This window comes from Candidatus Omnitrophota bacterium, from assembly GCA_023819145.1.
Taxonomy (GTDB): domain Bacteria; phylum Omnitrophota; class Gorgyraeia; order DTHP01; family DTHP01; genus JBFWKV01.
Map to the genome: position 1 here is coordinate 198,655 of JAMWCW010000001.1, position 22,379 is coordinate 221,033.

Annotated in this window: 24 protein-coding genes; all 24 read left to right on the forward strand. The window is 39.8% G+C overall.

Annotation, left to right across the window (positions count from 1 at the left end):
- Window positions 1-27: 27 nt before the first annotated feature.
- Window positions 28-636, forward strand: a complete 609-nt coding sequence (locus NC818_00805; GenBank protein MCM8783306.1) for an HAD family phosphatase — start codon at window positions 28-30, stop codon at window positions 634-636.
- 6 nt (window positions 637-642) lie between these two features.
- Window positions 643-1,077: a hypothetical protein gene (locus NC818_00810; GenBank protein ID MCM8783307.1), complete on the forward strand. Its 435-nt coding sequence runs from the start codon at window positions 643-645 to the stop codon at window positions 1,075-1,077.
- The gene (locus NC818_00815; protein MCM8783308.1) at window positions 1,025-1,645 is read left to right on the forward strand and encodes a nitroreductase family protein; all 621 of its coding nucleotides are present in this window, start codon (window positions 1,025-1,027) and stop codon (window positions 1,643-1,645) included. Before NC818_00810 ends, NC818_00815 begins: the two co-directional genes overlap by 53 nt.
- Before the next feature lie 44 nt (window positions 1,646-1,689).
- On the forward strand, window positions 1,690-2,361 hold the full coding sequence (locus NC818_00820) for a ribonuclease H-like domain-containing protein (GenBank protein MCM8783309.1): 672 nt from the start codon (window positions 1,690-1,692) through the stop codon (window positions 2,359-2,361).
- Between the two features lie 18 nt (window positions 2,362-2,379).
- Window positions 2,380-3,459, forward strand: a complete 1,080-nt coding sequence (locus tag NC818_00825; GenBank protein ID MCM8783310.1) for a DUF362 domain-containing protein — start codon at window positions 2,380-2,382, stop codon at window positions 3,457-3,459.
- 13 nt (window positions 3,460-3,472) lie between these two features.
- Window positions 3,473-4,162, forward strand: a complete 690-nt coding sequence (locus NC818_00830; protein ID MCM8783311.1) for a hypothetical protein — start codon at window positions 3,473-3,475, stop codon at window positions 4,160-4,162.
- 78 nt (window positions 4,163-4,240) lie between these two features.
- A complete protein-coding gene (locus NC818_00835) occupies window positions 4,241-4,669 on the forward strand; it encodes a hypothetical protein (protein MCM8783312.1) in 429 nt (142 codons plus the stop codon).
- A 119-nt stretch (window positions 4,670-4,788) separates the two neighbouring features.
- A complete protein-coding gene (locus NC818_00840) occupies window positions 4,789-6,741 on the forward strand; it encodes a hypothetical protein (GenBank protein ID MCM8783313.1) in 1,953 nt (650 codons plus the stop codon).
- A gap of 98 nt (window positions 6,742-6,839) precedes the next feature.
- Entirely contained in the window at window positions 6,840-7,598 is a 759-nt protein-coding gene (locus NC818_00845; GenBank protein ID MCM8783314.1) for a thymidylate synthase, read from the forward strand.
- Window positions 7,595-8,857, forward strand: a complete 1,263-nt coding sequence (locus tag NC818_00850) for a glucose-1-phosphate adenylyltransferase (GenBank protein MCM8783315.1) — start codon at window positions 7,595-7,597, stop codon at window positions 8,855-8,857. The genes NC818_00845 and NC818_00850 overlap by 4 nt, the downstream gene beginning before the upstream one ends.
- Window positions 8,854-9,789: a 2-dehydropantoate 2-reductase gene (locus NC818_00855; protein MCM8783316.1), complete on the forward strand. Its 936-nt coding sequence runs from the start codon at window positions 8,854-8,856 to the stop codon at window positions 9,787-9,789. The genes NC818_00850 and NC818_00855 overlap by 4 nt, the downstream gene beginning before the upstream one ends.
- Window positions 9,789-10,910: an AAA family ATPase gene (locus NC818_00860; GenBank protein ID MCM8783317.1), complete on the forward strand. Its 1,122-nt coding sequence runs from the start codon at window positions 9,789-9,791 to the stop codon at window positions 10,908-10,910. Before NC818_00855 ends, NC818_00860 begins: the two co-directional genes overlap by 1 nt.
- 9 nt (window positions 10,911-10,919) lie before the next feature.
- Window positions 10,920-11,552 carry a redox-sensing transcriptional repressor Rex gene (locus NC818_00865; GenBank protein MCM8783318.1) on the forward strand — a complete coding sequence of 211 codons (633 nt, stop codon included), beginning with the start codon at window positions 10,920-10,922 and terminating at the stop codon, window positions 11,550-11,552.
- Window positions 11,549-12,544 carry an FAD:protein FMN transferase gene (locus NC818_00870; GenBank protein MCM8783319.1) on the forward strand — a complete coding sequence of 332 codons (996 nt, stop codon included), beginning with the start codon at window positions 11,549-11,551 and terminating at the stop codon, window positions 12,542-12,544. The genes NC818_00865 and NC818_00870 overlap by 4 nt, the downstream gene beginning before the upstream one ends.
- Window positions 12,545-12,661: 117 nt before the next feature.
- A complete protein-coding gene (gene pilB, locus NC818_00875) occupies window positions 12,662-14,377 on the forward strand; it encodes a type IV-A pilus assembly ATPase PilB (protein ID MCM8783320.1) in 1,716 nt (571 codons plus the stop codon).
- 39 nt (window positions 14,378-14,416) lie between these two features.
- Window positions 14,417-15,637 (forward strand): type II secretion system F family protein, encoded by a 1,221-nt coding sequence (locus NC818_00880; protein MCM8783321.1) that lies wholly within the window; start codon window positions 14,417-14,419, stop codon window positions 15,635-15,637.
- Between the two features lie 289 nt (window positions 15,638-15,926).
- On the forward strand, window positions 15,927-17,348 hold the full coding sequence (locus NC818_00885; GenBank protein MCM8783322.1) for an alginate export family protein: 1,422 nt from the start codon (window positions 15,927-15,929) through the stop codon (window positions 17,346-17,348).
- A gap of 159 nt (window positions 17,349-17,507) precedes the next feature.
- A complete protein-coding gene (locus NC818_00890) occupies window positions 17,508-18,179 on the forward strand; it encodes a transposase (GenBank protein MCM8783323.1) in 672 nt (223 codons plus the stop codon).
- A 40-nt stretch (window positions 18,180-18,219) separates the two neighbouring features.
- Window positions 18,220-20,379 (forward strand): glycoside hydrolase family 57 protein, encoded by a 2,160-nt coding sequence (locus NC818_00895; protein MCM8783324.1) that lies wholly within the window; start codon window positions 18,220-18,222, stop codon window positions 20,377-20,379.
- Window positions 20,380-20,415: 36 nt separating this feature from the next.
- Window positions 20,416-20,598: a hypothetical protein gene (locus tag NC818_00900; protein ID MCM8783325.1), complete on the forward strand. Its 183-nt coding sequence runs from the start codon at window positions 20,416-20,418 to the stop codon at window positions 20,596-20,598.
- A 17-nt stretch (window positions 20,599-20,615) separates the two neighbouring features.
- A complete protein-coding gene (locus tag NC818_00905; protein ID MCM8783326.1) occupies window positions 20,616-20,777 on the forward strand; it encodes a hypothetical protein in 162 nt (53 codons plus the stop codon).
- 73 nt (window positions 20,778-20,850) lie between these two features.
- Window positions 20,851-21,552 carry a glycosyltransferase family 2 protein gene (locus NC818_00910; GenBank protein MCM8783327.1) on the forward strand — a complete coding sequence of 234 codons (702 nt, stop codon included), beginning with the start codon at window positions 20,851-20,853 and terminating at the stop codon, window positions 21,550-21,552.
- Window positions 21,553-21,615: 63 nt separating this feature from the next.
- Window positions 21,616-21,888, forward strand: coding sequence for a lipid-A-disaccharide synthase N-terminal domain-containing protein (locus NC818_00915; GenBank protein MCM8783328.1), 273 nt, complete (start codon window positions 21,616-21,618; stop codon window positions 21,886-21,888).
- Between the two features lie 76 nt (window positions 21,889-21,964).
- On the forward strand, window positions 21,965-22,379 hold a 415-nt coding region (locus NC818_00920; protein MCM8783329.1), incomplete at its 3' end, for a glycosyltransferase family 39 protein.

Below are 22,379 nucleotides of genomic sequence, written 5' to 3' on the forward strand. Positions count from 1 at the left end.
AGCAACATTTTGTATAATATTTCACCCATGAAGATAAAGACCATAATTTTTGACTTGGGAAATGTTTTGATTAGATTTAGCCATTCTATCGCGGCAAAGAAACTTACTCAGTATAGTCCCTATAGTCACGAAGAAATTCATAATCTTATTTTTGATTCAAACATTGTTTCCCGTTACGAGACAGGGAAGATAAAGACAAAAGATTTCTTTTTCCGCCTTAAGAAACTTCTAAAACTAAACATCGGTTATCTTGAATTACGCAGAATCTGGAATGAGATTTTCTTTGCTAATCCCCCTGTAGAGCTGATTGTTAAGAAATTGAAGGGGAGATACCGTTTGATTTTGCTTTCTAACATAAACTATTCCCATTTTGCTTATATCAAAGAGAAATTCCCGGTGGTAGGAGAATTTGACCGGATCATTCTTTCTTATCGGGTGGGTTTCAGGAAACCACATCCTTTGATATACAAGAAGGCAATAGAAGTGAGCAATTGTTTGCCTGGGGAGATTCTCTATATTGATGACCGTGTGGATTTGGTTTCCGCAGCCCTTGTGTTGGGGATAAATGCGCTATGTTTTAGGACAGTGGGAGAGTTAAAGAAAGCAATGGGACGATTGGGAGTAAATAGCTTATAAAAAGATATGGATATTGAGTTCTACAAAAAAATTAAAGAGATACTAAAAGTTGATCCCCGTTATAAAATTTCTGCCTATGAATTTTTATTTCAGGCGCTTTTCTATACTCAGACAAAATTGAATCGGCGCGGTCATGTTACGGGGAAAGAACTTCTGGAGGGGATAAAAGAGTATGCAGTAGAGCAGTTTGGGCCACTGGCTCAAAGTGTTCTTGAAGATTGGGGAGTAGAAAAAACCGATGATTTTGGAGAAATAGTTTTTAGCTTAATAGATAAGGGGTTGCTTAAGAAGACCGAAGAAGACTCGCTTGAGGATTTTAAAGGAGTATACGATTTTCAAGAAGCATTTAATGAGGAATATAAAAAACGACTGCGGGAGGAAATTAAGCGTGTCCTCAGTATATCGGAGTATCCTTCAAAGAAGGACGATAAGAAGCTTTAAATCCAAGAAAATTCCTCGCTCTATTTTGAGAAAATTGGTAAATGCCGGCAGGCTTGCTCCCTCCGCCGCCAATCTGCAACCTTTGGAATTTCTGGTGGTAGACAAGAAAAAACTTTCCCAAAGCATTTTCCCTTTTCTTAATTGGGCAGGCTATATCTCACCTTATGGAACACCACCCCAGCATAAAAGGCCGGTTAGTTATATTTTGATTCTTGTCAATAAAAGGAAGGAAAATCCCCAATATAGTCCTTACGATGTGGGAGCTGCTGTGGAGAACATTATTCTTACTGCTTGGGAGTTAGGGATAGGAGTTTGCTGGATTAAGTCGATGCAGAAAGAAAAAATCTCTTCCTTATTTAATTTACCTGATTATCTAAATTTGGATTCTGTGCTTGCTTTAGGTTATCGCGATGAGATGCCGAGGTTAGAGGTATTGAAAGATTCGGTAAAATACTGGAAAGACAAGTTTGGTCGGCTCCATGTACCCAAGCGTAAATTATCCGAAGTTTTGCATATAAATCGGATGGAAAGAGGAGAAAGCGATTTCTATTTCTTAACGGAGAGATAATTTTTGGTATTTTCTTTAACTCTTTAACTAATATACGCTTATCTATGACGAGAGTAATTTTTGATATTGAGACGATCGGAGAAGATTTTGAGAATCTCGATGAGACCTCCAAGGAGTATATGCTTAAATATTCTGAGACCGAGGAAGACAAAGAGTCAGTGCGTCAGTCTTTGGGTTTTTATCCGCTTACGGGTGAAATCGTGGCTATTGGCATGCTCAATCCAGACACAGACAAAGGGGTAGTGTATTTCCAAGCACCGGGGACAGAATTAACAAGATTAGTTGAAGACAATGTAGAATTTGTGCAGGGAGATGAGCAAGAAATCCTTATGCAATTCTGGCAGACCATAAGGCGCTATGACCAATTTATTACCTTTAACGGGAGAAGTTTTGATTGTCCTTATATTATGATTCGTTCTGCGATTCACAAAATAAAACCCACGCGGAATCTCATGCCTTATCGTTATGACTCCAAAGAACACATTGATTTACTGGACTTATTTACTTTTTACGGAGCAGTAAGAAAGAGATTCAGTTTACATATGTGGTGCAGAGCCTTTGGCATAAAAAGCCCTAAAGAAGAAGGCATCACCGGCGATACAGTTAAGGATTTCTTTAAGGAGAAGAAATTTTTAGAAATCGCACGGTATTGTTTAGGAGATTTATACGCCACCAAAGAACTCTATTTTTACTGGGATAAATACATCAAGGTCTAAAATTTCTTTCCAGAATAAATGGATAAGTCTATTGTTTTTTTTATTCCTGCAGAGCAAAGCAAAGACATAGAGCGTTTGGGATATCTTTTAAAAGTCCTTATCAAAGAGAGTGAATTGCTTGAGGATACCGAGAAGCATTCCTTGGTTGCCATAAAGCTTACCTTTGGGGAAAAAGACAATAAGGGTTTTCTTGATCCACGTTTGGTAAAAATTATTGTGGAGAGATTAAAAAAAAAGGGAGCAAAACCTTTTCTCACCGATACCAATGTAATTTATCCGGGAAAGAGAACCAATGCCGTAGACCATTTAGAGCTTGCTTCTGGGCATGGTTTTAGCTGGGAGGCATTAAATTGTCCACTTTTTATCGGCGATGGTCTTCTGGGTGAGAGTAGTCGTGAGTTGGAGATAGATAAGAAGCATATTAAAAGTGCCCACATCGCCCCTTTTATTTTTTATATAGAGCATTTAATTTCCCTTGCTCATTTTACAGGACATCTGCTTACCGGTTTTGGAGCGACATTAAAGAATCTGGGAATGGGTCTTGCTACCCGTAAGGGAAAATTGCAACTGCATGCCAATATCAAACCTAAGGTTATCGCTAAGAATTGCCGTTTTTGCAAACTTTGCATCGCAAACTGTCCAACGAAGGCAATTGTCGAGAAAGAGAATTTTTGTTTCATCCAAGAAGAACGATGTTTAGGTTGTGGCGAGTGTTTGGTAGCCTGTAAATTTAATGCTATCGAAGTTGACTATGGTGAAGAGGTCAATATTCTTTGTGAGAAGATAATAGAGTATGCCTATGCAGTTTTAAAAGGTGTAAAAAGAAAGGCATTTTTTAATTTTCTGGTGCATATTACCAAAGAATGCGATTGTATGGCTAAAGACGACCCTTTAGTTATTCCCGACATCGGCATTTTAGCTTCTACTGACCCTGTAGCCGTCGACAAGGCAGGAGTGGATTTAGCAAGAGAGAAGGCAGGGAGAGATATTTTTAAAGAGTTACATCCCAAATCTGCACGATGCGAAATTCAATTAGAATATGCCCAAAATATTGGATTAGGAAGTTTAGATTATGAATTAATAACTTTAAAATCATAGAAAGGAGGTAAACGTGTTTTTCCTTATCTTTAAGACAGTATTGTTTTTTTTCTTTCTCGTAAATAGCGTATCAGCCGCCCCTACCTGTGGCACGATTGTCCCTGGGAGGAATAAGTTCCAGTGGGGATTAGCGATTAATTCTATCCAGAAATACAGAATGAAGGGGGCGGTAAATAAGATAGATTTTAAAAGCAATCAGGCGTTTTTAACCCTTGCTTACGGAATTCTTAATAAACTTGTTTTGGACGGAAAATTGGGAATTGGCTCTATCAAAAATGATTATGTAAATAACAACGACTTTGATTACGATACCGGATGGGGAGGGGGTTATGGCTTGAGATTTAAACTTTATGAAAATGAAAACCAAAAGACAAAAATAATTTTGGGTGCACATCATATAAGTATTCATCCTCCTGATGAAGAGTTAAATTCCGTTGAGTATAAAACCATATTAGATGACAACCAGTTTGATGCCCTTTTCTCTAAAGATTATGACTTTGGTACCCCTTATGTGGGTCTGAAATTATCCCGCAGTAGGCTCTTGCGTCGGGATAATAACGGGAATAGTTCCTTTCACTCACCCTGGAAGATAGGAGTGGTTTTTGGTTATGATAGAGAAGTTTCCCAAAACACTTTTCTTAATCTGGAGATGCGTTTTATTGATGAGATCTCCTTTAGCCTTGGGCTTTCTCGTCTATTTTAGCACTTGACAAATTTTAGGACTATGTTATAATTTTAATAGAAAAACTTAAGGCAAGTTAGCTTCTAAACTTCCCAAGAAATGGCTATTTATTGTTGTCCTAAATGTGAACTGTGGAATTCTTGCTCTACCAAGTGGCTCCGCTCAGAGAAAGGTGAGGAGAATCTTTGTTGTAGTTCCTGTTCCGCTTATAAAGATTGCCTCAGAAAAGACATCGAAAAACTTCTGGAAGAAAAAGCAGTAAAAATTGATTGGCTAAGAGAGCAGTTGGATGAGGCGATCAATCCCGAAACAATAGTTTCCTCGGAAAATATCTACGGTTTAAATCTACGCGATTTTAAAGCCTTTGTGGCTAACTATGCGCTTACAGGTTTCTGGATACTTCTTGGTCTGGAAACAAAGTTGTTACAGCAGAGTATTCTTTATACCATCTCCATTATTCCTTGCCTTCTCGTCTTTTGGATAATTTTGAGAAAGGTGCAGAAATCCGTATCCATAGCAAAAGCTTAAATTCTCAAATTCTCAATTTCTTAATTTTATAATTTTATTTTTACCATTGCATATTTTTATTTTTTGTGTTAACATTACATTCCTAAATTTAAAGAATATTTTTTAAAAAGGAGGTAGAGATGAAAAGTTTTTTTCTTGCTTTAATTTTGGGTTTTTTGCTTTTTACGACGTTGGTGGAAGGTGCTTCTCGGGTAGTTCCCTTAGAATATCCTGATATAAGTGAGTTAGAAGATGATAAATTTTTAGACCTTGTTCAGAGAAAGGCATTTGAGTTTTTCTGGTATGAAGCAAATCCCGAAAATGGGTTAATCAAAGACCGCGCTAACAACTTTGGACCAGATGAATATAAGATTTCTTCTATTGCCTCCGTAGGGTTTGGTCTGACCGCGCTGTGCATTGCCGAGAAAAGAGGTTGGCTTACTCACGAAGAGGCATACAACCGTGTGCTTACTACCTTAAAGTTTTTCAAAGATAAAATGAAGCGCGAATTCGGCTTTTATTACCATTTTGTGCATATGGATAATGGTGAACCCTTGAGAAAGACAGAAGTTTCTTCCATTGATACCGCGCTCTTTCTCGCAGGAGCATTATTCTGCGGTGAGTTTTATAAAGGAACAGAGGTAGAGAAGTTAGCAGTTGAGCTCTATCGGGAAGTGGAATGGGATAAAATGTTAAATGGAGGGACTACCCTTTCGATGGGTTGGAAACCAGCGCACTTGCCCGATGCCGGATTTATTGTTGACCGCTGGAGTTATTATTCCGAAGCGATGATGCTCTATCTTTTTGCCATTGGTTCGCCGAACCATCCTATACCCAGTGAATATTGGTTTGAATGGATGCGTCCCATAAGAAAATATAAAGATTTTGTTACGGTATCTTTTCCTGCTTTGTTTGCGCATCAATATTCTCATCTCTGGATAGATTTTCGCAACAAAAACGATGGGATTTGCGACTATTTTCAGAATTCTGTAAATGCCACTTTAGCCAATCGTCAGTTTTGTATTGATAATATGAATAAGTATAAAACCTACGGCCCTGACTCATGGGGGTTAACCGCCTGTGACGGACCAGAAGGCTACAATGTCTACGGCGCTCCTCCTTCTATCTATTTACCCAAACATGACGGAACCATTGCTCCTACTGCAGCGGGTGGTTCGTTAATGTTTACTCCCCAGGAGTCCATTTCCTGTTTAAGAAATCTCTATACCCAACACAAAGAGAAAATTTGGGGAATCTATGGATTTTCCGATGCCTTCAATTTAGACAAAAACTGGTTTGCTTCAGATGTAATCGGTATTGATTTAGGAGCGATTGTTTTAAGTATTGAGAATTACCGTTCGGGAATGGTTTGGGATTATTTTATGCGTAATGAATTTATAAAGAAGGCATTGGAGAAAGCGGGATTTAAAGAAGGGACAAAAAATTTGGTCTGGGAACTGCCTCAGGTGAAGGCGAAATTTACAGCCAAACCTCCCAAACTTGATGCCGATCTCAAAGAATGGAAAGAGGTTGATTATGTCGAACTCATTCCCCAGAAGCATCTGGAATACCTTTATGTTACCGATACGAAAATTGACTTAAGAGGAAAATTTTATTTTATGTGGGATAAAGAAGCCTTGTATATTGCTGCAGAGGTGATAGATAATGAAATTATTGGGAGGATGCGCGATAACTTAATTTATAAAGATGACTGTATTGAAATTTTTATCGACCCTAAAAATGATGGTTTTATTTTTAGAAATCCTGATGATTTTCAATTCGGTTTTGCTCCCACAGGATTTGAAGGAAAGCCCATTAAGTGGGAATGGTTTCATCAGGACAAATTTCAGGATAAAATAGATTTCGCCATGAAAGAGCATAAATTAGAAGGGAGAAACGGCTACATCTTAGAAGCAAAAATTCTCTGGGAATTTCTCGGGATAGAACCAGAAAAAGGAGTTGTTTTTGGAATATCGCCAGCTATTCATGATGTTGATGAATTGGATAACTCCCCTCAGGCAAAATTAAACTGGTTTTATATCTATCAGGTTAACGACCCAAGAATTATCTTGGGGCAAATACTGTTGGAATAGAAAACTAAAAGTTTGTTATCTGGTGATGTTTGTTTTGCGCGTAACGAGATTAACCCCACTTTTGAATTTAGAGTTTCGAGTTTAGAGTTTAAAAAGTAATGTCCCAAAACGATTTCTTAAAGCCCGTTTACATTGATGCTTTTGATTTAGACGACGCCTGGTTTCAATGCCTCTCCCAGATTTTAGAGCAGGGTTATATCTACACGATTACTCGAGGAAGTTACCAAGGACAGCGAAGATTAGAATTTGATTTTGTTACAGTTAGGGTGCGCAAGCCCGAGCACCAGATTATTCCCCTTATGCCTGAAGGTTGTGGAATTCCTGCTCCTACCAGTATGGAATATATCCAGAGTTATCTGAGTTATTTACTTACCGGTGCCAAGACCTCAACCGAGGATTATACCTATGGAGAACGTCTGGTTGAACCAAAGGTAAGAACTGAAGAAACGGTTAATGGCAAGAGAATGGTCAAGGAGATGCCTTTAAATTGTAATCAGATAGAAGAGGTTATCAATATCTATAAAACCCAAGGAGAAGGCACGAATCAGGCGATTATGGAAATTGGAATGCCTTCAGATATAAAACTCCTCGACCCACCTTGTTTACGGCTCATTGATACCCGCCTGCGTTATGGAAAGTTGCATTTTATGCTCTACTTTCGTTCTTGGGATCTCTGGGGAGGATTTCCTTCTAATCTGGGCGGTTTGGAACTGGTTAAGCAATATATGGCGCAGGAAATCGGGGTAGAGAACGGAGAGATTATTGCCTGTTCCAAAGGGCTTCATCTCTATGAATATGCTTGGGAATGCGCGAAAATTCGTACCAAAAAAATAGACCTCAAAATAGGCGGAAAATGAGAAGAGTAAAAGCATTAATTTTAGGAGGAGGACAAGGGAAAAGACTTTTTCCCCTAACCCGTGACCGTTCAAAGCCCGCAGTTCCCATTGCTGGTAAATATCGGCTTATTGACATTTCCTTAAGTAACTGTATCAACTCCAATATCCGCAATATCTTTGTGCTTACCCAGTTCAATTCCGCTTCCTTAAATCACCATATTAATCACACCTACCGCTTTGACTATTTTACCCAGACCTTTGTCGAGATTCTTGCTGCTGAACAGACCATCCAAAATAGAGAATGGTTTCAGGGGACTGCCGATGCTGTAAAAAAGAATATAAACCATCTCAATCTGGAAGACAATGATGATGTGCTCATTCTTTCCGGTGACCATCTCTACAAGATGGATTATCACGAGATAATCGCCTTTCACCGTGAGAAAAACGCTGACTTTACCGTTTCCACAGTAATTATTCCTGCCCATATCATAGAGGAGTTTGGAATTATTAAACTTGATAAGCAGATGCGCTTAAGCGAGTTCAAAGAGAAACCTTCGCGCAAAGAAATGCCCAAGAGTATGAGTCTCTGCGGAGAATGGAAAGAAAAGTTTAACTTAGATAAAGATAAGGATTTTTATCTTGCCTCTATGGGAGTTTATGTTTTTAAAGCAGACGTTTTAAAAAAGATTCTTGCCTATACAAGCGCCGTGGATTTTGGTATGCAGGTTATACCCGAAGCGATAAAAAGATATAAGGCATACGGTTTTATTTTTGACGGTTACTGGCGAGACATCGGAACGATAAAGTCATTTTATGAAGAAAACATCGCCCTTACTGAAGTAAATCCCAAATTTGATTTCTTCTCTGAAGAAAGAAAAGTTTTTACCCATCCCCGTTTTCTTCCGCCGGCAAAAATTATAGACTCTCAAATTGTAAATTCTCTCATTACCGAAGGCTGTTTAATCCAGGGAGCACACATTGAGAAATCAGTTATCGGACTGCGTAGCGTAATCAATAAGAAAGTAACGCTTAAAGAATCGATTGTAATGGGTGCAGATTATTATGAAAGAGAGAGTAGCCGGGGAATTATTCCCTTGGGTATCGGAGAGGGTTCGGTTTTAGAGAGGGTTATCGTGGATAAAAATGCCCGCATTGGTAAAAGAGTAGTTATCAAGAACCTCGAAGGCATAAAACATTTTGATAGTGAAAACTACTATATTCGCGATGGCATCGTGATTATTCCCAAAAATGCGTTAATCCCTGACTCTACCCAGATATGAAAATAGTGATTGTCGGTCCGGGTGCCATAGGTTGTCTATTTGGTGCTTTCTTCTTAAAGGCAGGTGAAGAGGTTTGCTTTCTGGATAAGGATAAAAAGAGAACAGCGGTTTTTGCAAAGAAGGGTATTCGGGTTGAGGGTTTAAGCAATTTTAGAATAAATAAGATAAAGGTAACACATATCCCCAAAATTGTTAAAGAGGCAGATTTGGTGCTCATTGCTACCAAAGCTTACGCTACCGAATTCGCCATAAGAAATATTTATTACTTTCTCTCTCCCCAAACTTTCGTGCTTACTTTACAGAATGGTTTGGGTAATGTGGAGACAATTTCCCAATATGTTCCCTGCCCGCAAATTCTCGCCGGCGTTACCGCCCAAGGAGCAACTTTTATGGATATCGGACATATTCGCCATGCGGGAAAAGGAGAAACAATCATCGGTCCGATAGTAAAGAGCAAGTATCAAAAAGTAAAATTAGAGCAGATTGTAGATGCTTTCCATAAGGCAGGTTTTAAAACCAAATTGACCACAAATGTTGAAAGCCTTCTCTGGTCAAAGTTAATCATCAATTCCGCAATCAATCCCTTAACGGCGATTACCAAATTGCCCAATGGAAGGCTTTTAGATTTTCCTTTTACCCGCCAGATAATGCAAGAGGTTGTTGGTGAGGCTTATCGCATTGTGAAAAAAAAGAAAATCCGTTTATTTTACAGCCAACCGTTTAAAGAAGTAGAGGAGGTGTGTAAAAAGACTTACTCAAACATCTCCTCGATGCTTCAAGATGTTTTGCATCAGAGGAGAACAGAGATTGATTTTATCAACGGTGTGCTGGTGCGGGAAGGAAGAAGACTAAACATTCCCACCCCCGTTAATAGCGTGCTTTTTGCTTTAATAAAAACCCTTGAATCAAGTTATAATTTAAAGGTTAATTGATGGCTAAAGATAAAAGAAATGTAAAACGCTTATTTATTGCTGCTACCATGCAGAACGATGGTAAGACGACCATTGCCTTGGGACTTATTTCTGCTTTAAGAAGGAGATTCAAGAAGATTGGGTTTATTAAACCCGTAGGTCAGCGCTACCTTTTAGAAGATGGATATAAAGTGGATGAAGATTCGGTGCTTATGGAGAAAGTGTTTGGCTATCGCTGTTGTATCAAAGATATGAATCCTATTGCGGTAGAACGGGGTTTTACTGAGCGCTACATTTTACGTGGGAAAAAAGAGAGTTTAGAGAAAAGAATTTTTAGAGCTTTTGAAAAATTATCCCAAGATCAAGATAATGACTTAATAATCATTGAGGGCACAGGCCACGCCGGGGTGGGTTCTTGTTTTGACCTTTCCAATGCTCGGGTGGCGAAGATGTTGGAAGCGCCGGTCATTCTCATTTCTTCTGGCGGTGTGGGTAAGCCCATTGATGAAATTCTCTTGAATAACGCCCTTTTTGAACGCGAGGGAATTGAAATTCTGGGAGTGGTAATAAACAAGGTTCTGCGCGAAAAATATAAAAAGGTGCGCCGTTTAGTCAGTCTGGGATTGCGAAAGAAAGGAATTGAACTTTTGGGAGTTGTTCCCTACAACAAAATGCTTACCGCTCCCACAGTGCGCCAGATTGCTGAAGAACTGCGCCTAAAATTCTTAAATTCCTCGGGCAATCTGGACAATTTGGTCAAAAAGATTGTGGTGGGAGCAATGGAACCCCATGAGGCGTTAAATTACTTTGAGGATGGTTCTTTGATTATTACTCCCGGTGACCGTGAAGACATTATCCTCTCGGCGATGAGTTTTCATCTTACTGGTAGAGAGCGGGGAAAGGTCATTTCTGGAGTGCTTCTTACGGGAAACCTTATGCCCCATCGGAGAATCTTGAGACTTCTGCGTCTGGCAAAGATTCCTCTGTTGATTTCTCCTGAAGATACCTATGCGGTTGCCTCTCGGATTCACGACCTAACCGTAAAGTTAAGACCTGAAGATAAAGAAAAGATTAAACAGGTAAGAAATCTTATTGAGCGGTATATAGACATTGATAAAATCTTTGCTTTTCTCAAAGAGTAACGTTTCCTTATGCCTAAACACACTATTCCTCAAACGACCATCTATAGACTTTCTTTATACTTGCGCGCCTTAGAGCGTCTGGAAAAAGAAGGAAAAGAATACATTTCCTCTTTTGTCTTAAGTGTTAAGACGGGGATAAGTTCCCATCAGATAAGGCGCGATCTAAGTTATTTTGGTAAATTTGGTAAAAGTAGATTGGGTTATCGCACCAATATCCTTGTAAAGAATATTCGTAAGATTTTAGGCATTGATACCCATCGCTGGAAAGTGGCTTTAATCGGAGCAGGGAATTTGGGTAGAGCCCTTTTTTCTTACCGCGGTTTTCGTGAACGGGGATTTTTCATCAAAGCGGTTTTTGATGCCGACCCGAGGAAAATTGGAAAGAAGCTTAACGGGATAAAGATTGAGAATATCAAGAATTTAATCAACTCTGCTAAAGAAGAGAAATTTGATATCGCGATACTCGCTGTGCCTGCTGATTACGCTCAGGAGACCGCCGAAAAAGCGGTAAAGGCAGGGATAAAAGCAATTCTCAATTTTGCTCCGGTAAGGATAAATCTCTCCTCGGCGATTATCTTGAGAAATGTAGATTTGTCGATGGAACTGGAGAACCTCTCTTTTCATCTCAGTAAATTGAAATGAGCATACTTTTTTTTCTTATTTCTCTTTTTCTCTCTGGGTGTTCTCCCCAAAAAGAGGTTTTTAAGAGAGAGGAGATGGTTTTAGGAACTTTTGGCGAAATTACCTGTTTTGGTGAAAAAGATTCCTGTAAAAAGGGGATAGATAAAGCCTTCAGAGAGATAAAAAATTTAGAAGAGATCCTTTCCTTTTTTAAAGCCGAATCCGATATCAGTTTCCTCAATAATGCCCAAGGCAAGCCGGTAGGCGTAAAGAAAGAAACACTTGAGGTGCTTAAAAAAGCCAAGGAAATCTCTCAAAAAACCCAAGGTGCCTTTGAGGTTACGGTTGCTCCTTTATTGGCAATCTGGGGATTCTATCAAAAAGAGAAAGAGAGTTTTTCTCCACCGTCTGGGGAATTAATTAAAGAAACACTTGCTCTTGTGGGGCAAGATAAAATTATCTTGGCAGAGGATACAGGAAGTGTTATTTTAAAAAATCCCTCAATGAAGATTGATTTGGGTGGACTTGCCAAGGGATACATTGTGGATAGAGCAGTTGCCGTTTTAAAAAAAGAGGAAATAAAAAATGCCTTGGTCAATTTGGGAGGAGATATTTTCTGTCTCAGTGAAGGAAGAACAGCTAAAGTATGGAAAATCGGCATCCAAGACCCTCAAGCAAAAGAGAAACTTATCGCCACCTTAAAAGTAAGAAATAAAGCCATTGCCACCTCTGGCCAGTATGAGAATTTCCGCGAATTTAAGGGAAAGAAACTCGGCCACATTATTGACCCACGTACTGGATATCCCGTAGAAAACGATGTTTTAAGTGTGACCGTTGTTGCTTCTGACTGCCTTACTGCTGATGCTTTAGCCACGGCTATTTTTGTTTTAGGAAAAGAACAGGGAAGCGCACTTTTAAAAACCTTTTCCGCGGAAGCAGTGATTATTAGTAAGAGTCCAAAAGGAAAGCGCCTTTGGATAAGTGGGGGATTAAAAAATAAAGTTTCCTATTAAAAAAAGATAATTTCTTGGTGCTTTCTACTTGACAGAAATTCTTTTTAAAATTATAATAATCACATAAATATAAATAAGACAGTTAGTTTCTAAATAACACAGTTAACCATTTTCGCGATGGAAAAGAAATTATTAGGAGAGATTCTTTTAGAAAAAGGTTTCCTTAGTCGTGAACAGCTTCAAACTGCCCTTGAGGAACAGAAGAAAAGCGGGGCGCGTTTAGGCCAGATTCTTCTTAAATCTGGTTTTATTACCGAGAAACAACTTGCCATTTCCCTTGCCCAACAACTCAATCTTCCCCTCGTTGATTTAGATAATGAAAAGATAGATAAGGAAGCAATTTCGGCAGTAAAAGAAGATTTCTGCCTTAAATATAAACTCATTCCCTTAAAACTTGAAAACGGCGTGTTAAAAATTGTGATGGCTGACCCCTTTGACATCAATGCCATTGACGAGTTGGCAAAGCAGACCGGCTATCGCATTGAGACTCTTGTCAGTTATGAGCGTCAGATTATCCAGGCCATTGATAAATACTATGGCCATTACAGCCCTGTGGATAAGATTATTAGCGATTTAGAACAGAAAGCCGAGTTTAAGGCAGAAGAAGTGGAACTGGAGGAGGAGAAAAAGGATGTTACCGCCATTGAAGAGGCTGCTCAACAGGCACCCATTGTTAATTTAGTAAATACTGTGCTTGCCACGGGCATAAAACTCCACTCTTCCGACATTCATATTGAACCCCACGAAAAGCATGTGCGCGTGCGTTACCGCGTCGATGGGGTTCTCCAGGAAGGGGCAAAGCTTCCCAAAGAGACCGAACTTCCCGTAGTTTCGCGGATTAAGATTATGTCCAAATTAGACATTGCCGAGAGAAGGATTCCTCAAGATGGAAGAATCAAGGTGAGAATTGGGAGTGATGAAGTGGATATGCGTGTGGCAACGCTTCCTACTTTACACGGTGAAAAAGTAGTGATGCGCATTATTGATACAAGCCGTGTCTATGTTGATTTAACCAAACTCGGCTTTCAGCCCGAGACTTGGGAAAAGTATGAGAAACTTATTTCCCGTCCCCACGGGATAATTCTCGTTACTGGTCCTACTGGTTGTGGTAAAACTTCTACCCTCTATGCTTCCTTAAACAAAATTAACTCCATTGAGAAAAACATTATTACCATTGAAGACCCTATTGAATTTCCCCTTCCCGGGGTAAATCAGGTGCAGATTAATCCCAAAGCCGGGCTTACCTTTGCTTCTGGTTTGCGCGCCTTCTTAAGACAAGACCCAAACATCATTATGGTGGGTGAGATTCGCGATAAAGAGACCGCTGAGATTGCGGTTCACGCCGCTCTTACCGGGCATCTGGTTTTCTCTACCTTACACACCAACGACGCTCCCGGTGCCTTAACCCGCTTAATTGATATGGGCGTTGAGCCGTTTTTGGTTTCTTCCTCGGTAATTGGCGTTTTGGCACAACGCTTGGTGCGGATGATTTGTCCCGATTGCAAAGAAGAGTACAAACCTCCTGCTTCTTTATTTGAACAGTTGGGGATTAAGAAAGAGGGAGATTTAAAATTCTTTCGGGGAAAAGGTTGTCTCAGTTGTCGCCAGACCGGTTATTTGGGACGAACCGGCATTTTTGAACTTTTGTTGATGCATGAAGAAATTGCCGAACTGGTCGTGGCTAAAGCCACCAGTCGCGATATTCGCCGTGTGGCTATCAAACAAGGAATGGAAACCTTACGCGATGATGGTATAAGGAAAGCCATTTCCGGCATTACCACTTTAGAGGAAGTTTTGCGCGTTACTCAGGAGGAAGAAGTGGTGATTGGGTAAGATTAGTTAAATGGTTAAATAGGTAATGAGATAAAGGGAATGCCTAAATATTTCTACCGTGCCCGTGACGAACAGGGAAAACTCATCGAAAAAACTACTGAGGCGGTTTCACAGGAACAGTTATTTAAGAATTTAAGCGCCAGCGGCTATTTTGTCATTGATATTGAAGAGAAAGAAGAGCTTATCTTTAAAACCCAACCCTCCTTTTCTTTAAATTTCCTAAAAAAAGTCAAACCCCGCGACCTCATTGTCTTTACCCGTCAACTGGCGACTATGCTTCATGCTGGCGTTGCCTTTCTTGATGCTTTAAGCACCATTGGTGAGCAGACCGAGAATCTTAAATTAAAAACCGTCATTAAAGACATTACCCGCTTAGTCAAAGAAGGTTCTTTATTTTCCAAAGCTCTGGCTAAATATCCCGCGATTTTTAACCAGCTCTATACAAGTATGGTTGAAGTAGGGGAGGCAACGGGAACCTTAGAAGAGGTCTTAAACCGCATTGTTTTTATTATGGAACGTGATGAAGAGACCCGTGCTAAAATAAAATCCGCACTCACTTACCCCGTAATTATTATCGTTATTGTCATTGGCGTGGTGGGCTTTCTTACCACCTTTGTCTTTCCCAAGTTTATTACTATTTTCCAGCAGGCAGGAATCACCCTTCCTCTTCCCACCCAACTGCTCTTTATGTTCAGCAATTTAGCCAAAAAACTCTGGATTCTCTGGCTGGCGGTAGTTTTTATCGGGCTCTATCTGCTTAAGCGCTACCGCAAGACAGAAATCGGTCGTTATACCACTGACAAATTAATGCTTTCCTTGCCTTTAATGGGGAATTTAATTAAAAAGATTGTCTTAAGCCGCTTTACGCGGACGCTCGCTACCCTCTATGCCAGTGGTGTGCCTATTTTACGCTCGTTAGAGATTGTTGAACGCGGAATACCCAATTCCGTGTTGATCAAAATTATCCGCAAGATTCACGAAGATGTACGCGAAGGAAAATCCCTTGCCAAACCAATGAGCCAACACAAGGAATTTCCGCCGATGATGGTGCAGATGATTGCCGTAGGCGAAGAAACCGGTTCTATTTCCGATATGCTTAATGAGGTTTCCCGTTCTTACGAAACCGAAGTAGAATACGCCTTAAAGAACCTTACTACTGCCATTGAACCGCTTTTAATTGTCTTTATGGGAGTAATTGTGGGCTTCACCGCTTTATCTTTATTCTTACCGATGTTTGATATGATGAAGATGGTGAAATAGAATGCATTTTTTTCTTGACAACCCCCCGTCTTTTTGTTATATTTATAACCAATAAAATTCGTTCTTTTTAGAAGAATTTCGGATTTAGGGTTTCGAGTTTTGAGTTTAAGTAATGGGCTTTACCACCGTGGATAACTTCAAATCCCGGCAGGAAAGGAGGGGAAACTAAGAAACGCCAAGAAGTTATCTCTCAAACGGTGATAAAGATATATAAGTTGAAACAGAAGATTTTTCCAGAAAAAAATTAATCTGGTTTAAGTAAGAGAACACAATAGGAGGGAGAAAAAAAATGAGTAAAAAATTAACCTTAATTTTGGCTTTAGTAATTGTCGGCGGAATTTGTCTGCCCGCATTTGCTGAAGTCCAGAATGTTAAGGTCAGCGGAGATATTACCGTTTATGGCATCTACCGCGATGAGTATGATTTGGATAGCCGAAAGGGCGATGGCTCCGAATCCGAATATGATGACAATGCCTTTTACGCATCCATCGCCAGAGTAAGAATTGATGCTGACCTCACCGACAATGTCGGAGCAACCATCAGGTTGCTTAATGAAAGAGTCTGGGATGTAGAAGACTCTTGCTCGGATGACACAAGTATGAATTTAGATTTAGCCTATATCACCCTAAAAGAGTTCCTCTATTGTCCTTTGACCTTAACCATTGGTCGTCAGAATTTAAAGTTTGGTTCAGGTCTGGTTGTGGGTGATCCGGACACCAATGCGGCAGTAGGTTCCACCGCTCTTGATGGGACCATTGCTGAGGACTTAAGTGCCCGCAAAGCCTTTGATGCCATTCGTGCCACCTTAGACTATTCACCCTTTACTATTGATTTAATCCTCGCCAAGATTAACGAAGTAGACCAAACTGGTTCTACTAATAATGGGGTAGAAGATGAGGACCTTTATGGGGTAAATGTTGCCTACAATGTGGGACAATACAATTCGGTAGTGGAAGGATACCTTTTTGTGAAGGATGCTGATACCGAATCTACAGATACAACTCTTACTGGTTTATCTCCCAGTGGCGACATTTATACTCTCGGTTTGCGTGGTGGACTTGAGCCAGTTAAGGGCTTAACCCTTACCGGTGAAGTTGCCTATCAGTTTGGTAAAGCACGGGAAGCCGGTGGGACGGAAAGAAAGCAAAGAGCTTGGGCTCTGGACTTAGACGGCGGTTATGTCTGGGATAATGAATATACCCCGGGCATTGGTTTAGGTTATTCCTATCGTTCGGGTCAAGACCCGGCAGTAACCACTGGCAAATACAAGGCATGGAATCCCATGTATGAAGACCAGACCCAAGGAATTATTGCCGATTACATCCTTGCCGGTGTGAACAATGGGGTAACTTCTAATGCCTCCATTATCAAGGCTTATGGTTCGGTAAAACCAATCAAGGATGTTACTTTATCCGCTAATTACTACAACTATCGTTTAGTCAAGGCCTTGGTAAGCGCTGATGACAGTTCGTATGATGGATATACAGATTCAGGTACCACTCTTGGAACCGTTTATATGAACAAGAGCAAAGCCTTAGGAGACGAAATTGACTTAGGCCTGACCTACAACTATACTGAAGATGTGAGTTTTGGTTTAACTGCTGGTTGGTTCTTCCCGGGTAAGGCACTTAAGGGTAAGGACGGTAATGGTGAGAAAGCCAACGATGATACCGCTACTTCCATCATCGGTTCGGTCAAGGTGGTCTTCTAAGCGGGTTTAGCTTCTCTGGTGGTTTTAAAAAGACCCCGCCCCCAAGTACAATGAGGGCGGGGTTCTTGTTTAAAAGGGGCCAGACCCCTTTTTGCCTGTCCCTTTTTTAGTTGATTTTTCACTTGCAATTTTTGCTTTTTATTTTTTATAATAATATCTATGCCTCGTGCACCACGTGTATATTTTCCAGGCGCAGTATTTCATATTATTCAAAGAGGTAATAACCAACAAGAGATTTTCTTAGATGATAAGGATTACTGGCATTACCTTAAACTTCTTTTAGAGGCAAAGAAAGAATTTGGTGTTCTTGTTTATGGGTATGTGTTAATGCCTAATCATATTCACCTTATTCTTGAAACTCCCAACGAAAACCCTATTTCTGAAATTATGAAATTTATTGGAGGAAGTTACGCAATATATTTCAACAAGAAATATAATCGCGTCGGTCATTTATTTCAAGGGAGGTTTAAAAGTATCTTAGTAGAGAAGGAATCTTATCTTTTAGAACTTTCTCGTTATCTTCATTTAAACCCTGTAAAAGCAGGGTTGGCTAAATCTCCCGAAGCTTATAAATGGACAAGTTTTAATATTTATACTGGAGAGAAAAGAGATTTATTAGTAGATACAAATTTCATTTTAGATTTATTTAATTTCAAAGACGAAGAAGAGAAAAGAGTTGCCTATAAATTGTTTGTGTTGGAAGGAATTAAGGAACTAGATAGAAAAGAAGACTGGTTAAAGAAGCATCTTAAATATCAACGTTTTCTTGCCACAGCCAGCTTTATCGAAAAAATTAAAAGGGGTCTGACCCCTTTTAATGACCCCTTTTAATAATGACCCCTTTTAATAACTGACCCTTTTTGGAGGGGAGATGCTTTATTTGGCTTTTCTCTGGCACATGCATCAACCTTACTACCGGAACCTCTTGACCGGTGAAGTTTACCTTCCTTGGGTAAGACTTCATGGAATTAAGGATTACTTGGATATGCTTATTATACTGGAGCGCTACCCCAAGATTAAAGCCAATTTCAATTTAGTGCCTTCGTTGATTGACCAGCTTGAAGGTTATACCCAAGGAACGGTTAAAGATGTTTATTTAGAAATTTCCCGCAAAAACGCCGAGGAGTTAACTACCGAAGACAAAATCTTTATTCTCTCCAAATTTTTCACCCTTAACTGGCACACCATGCTTAAGCCCTATCCCCGTTACAGTGAATTACTTAACAAACGGGGAGAATTCTTGAATTCCCGCGATGTTTCCCGCGCTTTAAAGAATTTTACTCTCCAGGACTTTCGCGACCTAATCACTTGGTTTAATCTCTCTTGGTTTGACCCCTATTTTAAAGAGCATATCCCTGAGTTGAAGGAGTTAGTTAATAAAGGCAAGCGTTTTACCGAAGAAGAGAAGAATTTGGTTCTGGAAAAACAGATCGAAATTTTAAAACAAATTCTTCCCAAATACAAAGCATTAGAGGAGACAGGCCAAATTGAAATAAGCGTAACCCCTTATTACCATCCGATTATGCCCTTAATTTTAGATTCTGATGCAAGTCGCGAAGCCCTCCCCAATATACCTCTTCCTTCACAGCGCATTCAATTTCCTGAAGATTTAACTTGGCAGATTGAAAGTGCGGTAGAGAAGTATAGAGGCTATTTTGGCAAAAGACCTCAAGGGATGTGGCCATCAGAAGGATCGGTTTCCGAAGCGATTTTACCCTTTCTGATGAAGGCAGGGATAAACTGGATTGCCTCCGATGAGGAAATTCTCTGGCGTTCTTTAAAGCATGCCAAGTCCGATGAGCTTCTGTATCAGCCCTATCTTTTAGAGCGCAACCAAGGGAGATTAAACATTGTTTTTCGCAACCATACCCTTTCGGACTTAATTGGTTTTGTCTATCATCACTGGAATCATAAGGATGCAGTTGAGGATTTCTTGGGACGGCTGAGGAAAATTAGAGACACTCTTCCCAAAAACAGAAACTATCTTCTCCCTATCATCTTAGATGGGGAGAATGCTTGGGAGTATTATCAGCGCGATGGCTGGGACTTTCTTAACTTGCTCTATACCCGACTCTCGGAAGAAGAAGGAGAAATTGTCTCTACTACTATCAGTGGTTTCTTAAGCGCCAATCCTCCTAAGGAAAATATCGGAAGACTCTTTGCGGGTTCCTGGATTAACGGAAATTTTTCCATCTGGATTGGCCAGGAGGAGAAGAATCTCTCCTGGGATTATCTTTTCCGAACGCGTAAGAACCTCGTAGAATTCTTGAAAAATAACCCCCAAGTTAAAGATTCTCCCGAGGCAAAACTTGCTTGGCAGAATATCTATGCCGCCGAAGGAAGCGATTGGAATTGGTGGTATGGACCGGAACACGTCTCGGTGAACAACGAGGAGTTTGATAAAATCTACCGCACCCACTTAGCCAATGTCTATATTACTTTGGGTAGAGAAATTCCTGAGTTTTTGAAAGTTCCTATCCTTACCCAGCGTCTCAGTCGCTACCTTGAACCCACCGCTTTAATCCATCCCCAAATTGACGGCGAGGTTAACAATTATTATGAATGGGTGGGAGCGGGTTTTCTGGATTTAACCCAAACCGGAACAAATATGCATAAGGTAAGTTCTTTAGTTAAAAAAGTCTGGTTTGGCTTTAATTTAGAGGATATTTTTTTACGGCTTGATTTAGATCTTCCCCCCGAGGAAAAAACCTTAAAACTCTTTATTAACATTTTCCCCAAGGAGGCAAAACTGGAAATTCCTCTGGAGAAGTCATTCTCTCTTGCGGTGCGCACTTGGCAGAAACAGTCTGAGATCTGGCAGGAATTTCCTTTACCCAACAAGGCTGCTTTTGTAAAAATAATGGAGATAAAATTTAACTATCTCAATTTAGGTCTTGGCCACGGCGAGGAAACCAGAATCAGTCTCATGATACAAGATAATGAGCATATCTTAGAGGAGATTCCTCCTCAGGGAGCCTTGAAACTCGTTCTGCCTACTCCTGATTTTGAAGCTTGGCAATGGTCAGCCTAAAATAAAAAACTCTAAATCCTAAACTCAAAACTCTAAATGGTAGAGGAAAGGAATCCCAATGTTTTTGACTTAGAAGAGCGAACAAAAAAGTTCGCCCAGATGGTAAGGGAGTATGTTAAGAATCTTCCCAGGACTTTGACCAACTTAGAATACGCGAAACAGCTTATTAGAGCTTCAGGTTCTGGGGGTCAAATTATATTGAAGCAGAAGAAGCATTGAGTAGGAAAGATTTTATAATGAGAATTAAAATATGCCGTAAAGAAGCTAAAGAGGCTAAATACTGGTTTGAATTAACTGAACCTAAAGATAAGGGAATTTTAGAAAAAGAAGCGTTGCTTAACGAGGCATCTGAGTTGATGAAGATTTTTGGCGCAATAATTCATAAATCCAAGCAATAAAAGAATATTAATTTTTCATTAGAGTTTCGAGTTTTTAAATTAGTGTTTCGAGTTTAGAGTTTCGAGTTTAACTATGTTATCGATAATTATTCCTCTTTACAACGAAGAAAAAAATATCTTTCCTCTCTATGAGCGGTTAAAAGCGGTGCTTAGTTTTTTAGGGAAGGAATACGAGATTATTTTTATCGACGATGGTTCAGAGGATAAGAGTTTCGAGGTGCTTCGGGAGCTTAAAAGTAAAGACTCTTGTGTTAAAATCATTAAGTTTAGAAGAAACTGCGGCCAGACTTCGGCTTTAGATGCCGGATTTAGAAACGCAAGAGGAGAGACGATTATCAGTATGGATGCAGATTTGCAGAATGACCCCCAAGATATTCCCCGTCTTTTAGAAGCCCTAAAAAATTCTGATGTGGTTTGTGGCTGGAGAAAAAAACGGCGCGACCCGTTTCTAAAGAAAATTTTTTCGCTCATTGCCAATTCCCTAAGAAGATTTGTGCTTGGGGATAGAATCCTTGATATCGGATGCACCTTGAGAGCTTATCGTCGGGAAGCTCTGGAGAGGGTAAAGTTATTTAACGGTTTGCATCGGTTTTTACCGCTACTGATAGAGTATGAAGGTTTTAAAGTTGCTCAGATTGAGGTGAAACACCATTTTCGCTTTTCCGGAAAAAGTAAGTACAGATTCTCCAAGCGCCTGCTTAAACCCTTTCTTGACCTTTGGGCCGTTTTTTGGATGAAAAAGAATTGGATAAGGTATGAATACAAAATTTTTTAAAATCCCCAAAATTATCCCTCCAAACCCCTAAAAATTGGAGTTTATATAAAAAGAGAGGTGAGAATGAAGCTAAATTTTTGGCTTGTGCTTGGTTTTGTTGCCCAGTTTTGTTTTTTCTTGCGTTTTTTTGTGCAGTGGATTGTTTCCGAAAAAAAAGGAAGAAGCACTGTTCCTCTTGCCTTCTGGTATTTAAGCCTTTTAGGAGGAACATTACTTCTCATCTATTCACTCTATCGTAAAGACCCTGTGTTTATTCTTGGACAGGCGCTCGGGCTTGCGATATATGTGCGCAACCTGATACTAATTAAGAAAGAAATCCCAAACCCGAAATCCTAAACCCTAATATTTTGAATTTCGAGTTTAGGGTTTAGAGTTTAGTAAAAAAGTGTTTAGAAATAAAATATTTTATTTTTTGGTTCTCTTAGTAGTTGGTTGTTTTTTGTTTTTCTATAAATTAGGGAATTTACCCCTTCTTGACCCCGATGAGCCACGCTATGCCGAGGTTGCTCGGGAGATGGGGGAGAGGGGAGATTTTTTAATTCCCTATTTTAACTACACGCCTCGTTTAAAAAAACCCCCACTTTTCTACTGGTTAGTTTTTCTTTCCTCTAAACTTTTTGGCATAAATGAGTTTTCCGCACGCTTTCCTTCGGCATTTTTTGCGCTTGTAGGAGTGTTCTTGACTTACCTTATTGGGGCGCATCTTTTTAGTTCCTTTAGCGGATTTTTATCCGCGCTGATTTTAGCCACTTCCTTGGAATATCTTGTTATTTCCCGCTTGGCAATTACCGACATGACTTTGTGTTTCTTTTTCTTAAGCGCAGTTC